Raw genomic sequence first — 4,745 nt, 5'->3', positions numbered from 1 at the left:
GCGGAAGCGCTCGGGCCGCCGTTGCGCTGGCCCGCGTTGTTTGAAGCCACAGGTTCCTCCTGGTCAGGTCAGTGGGTGCGGCGGACGATGAGCCACGCGGTCTGTGTGCCGAGCAGGAGCAGCAGCCACCAGACCTCCAGCGGACCGGCGAGCGGACCGGCCGCGACCGCGAGCGCCACCCATCCCCCGGCGAGAGCGGAGACGGCCGCGAGCGTGATCCGCCACGCGAGCGCGGATCCGTCGGCGGGGTGGCGGCGCTGGACGAGGGCGAACCAGACGAGGGGCGCGAGCGCGGCCGGGGCGAGCACGAGAGCCGCCCACCACGCAAGCGTGTGCAGTACGGCGGTGAGCACGAACGCCAGTAACGCCAGCCCGGTGGGGGCGAGCGCACGGCGGTGGTCCCACACGAACAGCGCGAGCGCAGAGGCCGCGCGCCCGGTCAGGGAGTGCCGGTGTTCCGGCACGACGACGATGTACGGCTGCCGTCCGCGGCCACGTTGGCGCGGGATACGGACGGTTTTCGGGCTGGCCATGAAAGGCCCCTTCCAGACTGGACGATGGGATGTTCAGGCGACGCGCTGTTCGTCCTCGGGGTACGCGCACGGCACGCACACCCCGAGCGAGGTGGGGATGACGTAGCCGGCATCCGCGCGGCACTGCGGGCAGGTGCGGCGCGCGGTGTTGGCCTTGGCGAGCGCGGCCCGTTTCGCCGGTGTCATCGGGCGGACGGGCTTGGCGCAGTCGAGTCGGTAGAGGTAGGCGACCAGCGGGCCGCGCCGGTAGCGCGGGCGCAAAACCTGCCCGGCGACCGGCTGCCCACCAGGGCGCAGGCCACGGGCACGGAGCTGGCGGCGGGTGGCGTATCCGTCGGGGGCGCAGCGCCACGGGAAGGTGGGGATCCCGTGGCGGGCGCCGGACGGGTCGAAGCACTTCGCGTAGGAGTACGACATGGAAGCCGTCCTCCCGTTCAGCCGGTGAGCGCGGTCGGGAGGACGGCGAGGTGCGGCTCACGGGTCTTGACCCGTCCGCGGGCGGTGCGGGCCGTCGACTCCGACGTCCCCAGCCCTGCCGCGGCCATCGCCTGCGTCATGCGGGCCGTGCTCGGCTGCGTGAAGTCGGTCCCGTACAGCGCGCGGACCAACTGATCAACCCGGTTCGGGTAGACCACCGGCGCGCACAGGTCGACGGGCGTCGACACCGCGTCGACGGGGGCCGGTTCCGGGGTGACGGGCGTCGACGCAGCCTCCACAGCTACCGGCACGGCCACGGCCGCAGGCACCGGAACCACGGGGGCAGCCGACGGGGCGGTCGGGCGGTCGACGCTCACCATGACGGGCGTCGAGGGTGCGTCGACGCCCGGCGGCGGGACGTTGACGCCCGTCGACGCACGGCGGGCAAGGTAGGCGTGGACCTGTCGCATGAGCGCACCGAACGCCAGCAGCGCGGCCACCGGAGGAACCGCAGCCACCACATAGTTCAGGGCCCCGGCATCCTGCCCGACACCGGCCACGTTCAGCGCGATGGAAGCGCCGTCGCCTGCGGTGACCAGGCCGATTGCCCACCAGTCGACCCGGTGAGCGAGCGAGGCACGCAGGATCAACAGCTCACCGATCACGATGAACAGATCCACCGTGGCCGGCCACGCCCACGATCGGGCGACCGCCTCTTGCATGCCGTGACGGGCGGCAACTTCCTGCAAGTGCTCGTAGGAGAGCCAGAACGCCACCGCCGTCAACAGCACCGTGAGCACGGCCGCAAGAGCGGTGATCGCGTGGTCCACCGCTGCGGGCGTCGACGCAGTTTCGACGGGCGTCGACGGAGCGTCGACGCGGGCCGGAGCACTCATGCCGCACCCCCGACCAGAGCCGGGGCCACCACGTCCGCGTAAGCGATCAGGAGCACCGTGGCACCCGCGTGGTCGACGCTCGCACGCAGGACGCGCGTGCGGCCGTCGCTCTGCTCGCGGTAGGTCACCGCGTCCGGGACGATCCCCAGCGCCTCCCGCCACCTCTCAAAGCCGGGCAGGTCGTCGTGGAACGCCAACTCCAGCCGCTCCGGGTAGGTGGTCGACACGTGCACGTCCGGCGCCGGCAGGCGCCCGAAGTCCACGGACAGCAGCCGCAGCGCCCGCAGGGGCACGGCCACCTCGTCCAGCGTCAGATTCCCGCTCATACGGCAGCCCCCTCGGAGACGATCAGGAAGCTGTCCGTGTCCAGGTCCATGACGACCGTGGCGCTCTCGCCCTGCTCTCGCAGTGCCGCGGCCCGCTCCTCAGCCGGCCAGGAACCGCGCGGGTGACCGGCGGGGAAGCTGTCGAGAATCTCGCGCTCACTCATGCCGCCACCGCCGTACGCACCACGGAGCCGCGCGCCGTGCGGCGCGTCCGCGGCCTACGGGCCACAGCCCGCGCGTCCCTCAGCGGGCTCGTACGAAGCAGCGTCTCCGCGTACGCCGCGGCCGGCGGGTCCGACTCCCGCAGCTCCGCGAGTACCTCGCGCGCCACGTCCAGCCGCACCACCCGATCACCCTCGGACTCCATGGCCGGGTCGGTGAACAGCTCCGGGTCGATACCGAACGCCAGTTCCGCGAACTCCGTCGCGGTAACGGCTTCATGACCAGCAACGATGTACTTCATGGGTCGTCTCTCCTCAATCGACGGAACGGCCCGACCGAGGTCCCCGGGGTGCCACCCGGGGACCTCTCGCCGTTGAAGTCAGCTGTGGCGCGAGGCGCCACGAAGCTAGGAACAGCCCCAAGATTCAGGGCCCTTCTCACTGACTAGCTTGCACTAGTCTGCTGTGGTGCACAACCCTTGCGAGGTGATGCGCACTAGTTCGCTGTGGTGGGTACCCTCAAGGCATGACTGTCACAGGAGGGCCTAAGCCGAAGGCGGTGCAGGTCGCAGACGCGCTCCGCGACGACATCAGGAAGATGAAGCCGGGGGAGAAACTCCCCTCTCAGCGAGAGCTGATGGACCGCTTCGGGTACGCCAGCCAGACCATCCAGAACGGGCTAGCCGCACTCCGGACCGAGGGGTTGATCGTGTCGGCGGGCAACCTGGGCAACTTCGTCAGCGACGGGTCCACTCCGGGTAGCAACGTGCGTGATGACATCAAGGAAATCCGCTCCCAACTCAAGACGTTGACCGAACGACTCGAAGCGCTGGAAAGCCGCTCCGCACCGGGTGGCGCTTGATCTGCAACCAGCATGGGAGTAACGGAGTGTGTGAGGTAAGTGACAGCAGGGGGACGGCAGGAAGGGGGCGGGGACATGCTCAGTGACACCCCCTTGTCCCCTTCCCTGTCCCCCCTGCCCGTGCGTGAGACTCGGAGTAGGCACTCGGAGGAGGGCGCATGACTGACGACAGGCCCGCATGGGCACGACGTATCGCTGCCGAACGACAGGCGCGCGATTGGTCACAGCGTGATGCGGTCAGGGCCCTGCGCGCGCATGCGCCCACGGAGTTGCCAGCAGACGACAGCATGATTCGCCAGTGGAAGCGCTGGGAGTCCGGCCAAGCACCAAACGACTTTTATCAACCGCTTATCGCTGCCGTGTTCGGCACGGTGACTCACGCGCTCTTTCCTGCTCCATCTCGTCGGGACGGAGACAAGGAAATCTTGGCAGCGAGCGGCATGGAGACTCTGGAGATCGTGAGTCGCCTGAATCGGTCCGACGTCGACAGCGCGACGCTCGATGCACTCCGGATCACCACGGACCGCCTCTGTTCCGAATACCCGTTCATGCCGAGTGCTCAGCTTCTTATCGAGGGTCGGCAGTGGCTACGCCGCGTTGTCGACCTGCACACTAAGAGCCTCACGCTTGCCCAGCATCGCGAGGTGCTCGCGCTGTCGGGTTGGCTCGCCTTGCTGGTCGGCTGTGTCGAGTACGACACGGGTGACCGTCACGCGGCCGAGTCAACGCGGCGTGCCGCTCTCTCGCTCGCGACCGAGTCCGACCACCCCGAGGTGGCAGGGTGGGCACACGAGATGCGGGCGTGGTTCGCCCTCACGACCGGCGACTACCGCGGAGTTATCGCCGCAGCGCAAGCCGGGGCAGAGACAGCAGCACACCACGGTGTCGCCGTGCAGCTCGCCGGCCAGGAAGCCAAGGCGTGGGCGCGACTCGGGGACCGTCGGCAAGTTGAGGTAGCCCTCGACAAGGGGCGCCGACTGCTAGAGGGGATGCCGTATCCCGAGAACCTGGACAACCACTTTGTTGTGGACCCCGCCAAGTTCGATTTCTATGCGATGGACTGCTACCGGCTGGTCGGGGAAGACCGACTTGCGCGAACGCTCGCGGACGAGGTTCTGCGCGCAGGAACTGACTTCGACGGCACGGAACGCTCACCCATGCGGAATGCCGAAGCGCGGGTAACGCTGGGGGTCGCCGCAGCGCGCGAGGGCGACCTCGAACAGGCCGTCATTCACGGTGAGCGCGCTCTACAGGGGCAGCGTCAGTCTGTCCCTTCCCTGATCATGACCAGTCGAGAACTCGCGGCCGTCATGAGGCAGCGCTACAGAGCCGAGCCGGCTGCACAGGACTATTTGAATCACCTGCTAGATCTAGGCAGGGAGAAGCCAGGGTTCCTTCCCTCCTAATTCCTCGCATGGCGGTGGGGCCCCCCCCTGGTTGTGGGGGGCCCCCCGCCGCCCAAAAAAAAACAACCGCAAAAAACCAAAAAAAAAACATTGCATAGGGCGCCCCCCCCCCAAACACGGGGAGTTTTTCAGAAAAACCAGAAC

General features: G+C 68.4%; 8 protein-coding genes. 2 read left to right on the top strand and 6 right to left on the bottom strand.

The window, feature by feature from the left end; translation table 11 throughout:
- Positions 1 to 68: 68 nt before the first annotated feature.
- The 6 genes from ACFVH5_RS43930 to ACFVH5_RS43905 all read right to left on the bottom strand — a co-directional run bounded on the left by ACFVH5_RS43930 (position 69) and on the right by ACFVH5_RS43905 (position 2,635).
- Complete coding sequence (locus ACFVH5_RS43930; RefSeq protein ID WP_385839296.1) at positions 69 to 533, bottom strand: hypothetical protein; 465 nt, start codon at positions 531 to 533, stop codon at positions 69 to 71.
- Positions 534 to 566: 33 nt separating this feature from the next.
- Positions 567 to 950: an RRQRL motif-containing zinc-binding protein gene (locus tag ACFVH5_RS43925; RefSeq protein WP_328495605.1), complete on the bottom strand. Its 384-nt coding sequence runs from the start codon at positions 948 to 950 to the stop codon at positions 567 to 569.
- Positions 951 to 967: 17 nt separating this feature from the next.
- Complete coding sequence (locus ACFVH5_RS43920) at positions 968 to 1,780, bottom strand: DUF2637 domain-containing protein (RefSeq protein ID WP_385839295.1); 813 nt, start codon at positions 1,778 to 1,780, stop codon at positions 968 to 970.
- 62 nt (positions 1,781 to 1,842) lie between these two features.
- Positions 1,843 to 2,172: a hypothetical protein gene (locus ACFVH5_RS43915; protein ID WP_385839293.1), complete on the bottom strand. Its 330-nt coding sequence runs from the start codon at positions 2,170 to 2,172 to the stop codon at positions 1,843 to 1,845.
- Positions 2,169 to 2,336, bottom strand: coding sequence for a hypothetical protein (locus ACFVH5_RS43910; RefSeq protein ID WP_210881319.1), 168 nt, complete (start codon positions 2,334 to 2,336; stop codon positions 2,169 to 2,171). The genes ACFVH5_RS43915 and ACFVH5_RS43910 overlap by 4 nt, the downstream gene beginning before the upstream one ends.
- Entirely contained in the window at positions 2,333 to 2,635 is a 303-nt protein-coding gene (locus ACFVH5_RS43905; protein WP_385839292.1) for a hypothetical protein, read from the bottom strand. Before ACFVH5_RS43905 ends, ACFVH5_RS43910 begins: the two co-directional genes overlap by 4 nt.
- A gap of 224 nt (positions 2,636 to 2,859) precedes the next feature.
- On the opposite strand from ACFVH5_RS43905, the gene ACFVH5_RS43900 reads away from it, so the two are divergent.
- Positions 2,860 to 3,195 carry a winged helix-turn-helix domain-containing protein gene (locus tag ACFVH5_RS43900; protein ID WP_247706157.1) on the top strand — a complete coding sequence of 112 codons (336 nt, stop codon included), beginning with the start codon at positions 2,860 to 2,862 and terminating at the stop codon, positions 3,193 to 3,195.
- A 158-nt stretch (positions 3,196 to 3,353) separates the two neighbouring features.
- Positions 3,354 to 4,601, top strand: a complete 1,248-nt coding sequence (locus tag ACFVH5_RS43895; protein WP_385839291.1) for an XRE family transcriptional regulator — start codon at positions 3,354 to 3,356, stop codon at positions 4,599 to 4,601.
- Positions 4,602 to 4,745: the final 144 nt, after the last annotated feature.

The sequence above is a fragment of the Streptomyces sp. NPDC127119 genome (assembly GCF_042677425.1).
Taxonomy (GTDB): domain Bacteria; phylum Actinomycetota; class Actinomycetes; order Streptomycetales; family Streptomycetaceae; genus Streptomyces.
Note: the sequence above shows the minus strand (reverse complement) of the source record. Positions and strands in the feature narration are given on the sequence as shown.

Excerpts from the sequence above, each read along its gene's own strand:
- ACFVH5_RS43905 (WP_385839292.1), bottom strand. The coding sequence starts at position 2,635 with ATGAAGTACATCGTTGCTGGTCATGAAGCCGTTACCGCGACGGAGTTC.
- ACFVH5_RS43930 (WP_385839296.1), bottom strand. The coding sequence starts at position 533 with ATGGCCAGCCCGAAAACCGTCCGTATCCCGCGCCAACGTGGCCGCGGA.
- ACFVH5_RS43910 (WP_210881319.1), bottom strand. The coding sequence starts at position 2,336 with ATGAGTGAGCGCGAGATTCTCGACAGCTTCCCCGCCGGTCACCCGCGC.
- ACFVH5_RS43895 (WP_385839291.1), top strand. The coding sequence starts at position 3,354 with ATGACTGACGACAGGCCCGCATGGGCACGACGTATCGCTGCCGAACGA.
- ACFVH5_RS43900 (WP_247706157.1), top strand. The coding sequence starts at position 2,860 with ATGACTGTCACAGGAGGGCCTAAGCCGAAGGCGGTGCAGGTCGCAGAC.
- ACFVH5_RS43925 (WP_328495605.1), bottom strand. The coding sequence starts at position 950 with ATGTCGTACTCCTACGCGAAGTGCTTCGACCCGTCCGGCGCCCGCCAC.
- ACFVH5_RS43915 (WP_385839293.1), bottom strand. The coding sequence starts at position 2,172 with ATGAGCGGGAATCTGACGCTGGACGAGGTGGCCGTGCCCCTGCGGGCG.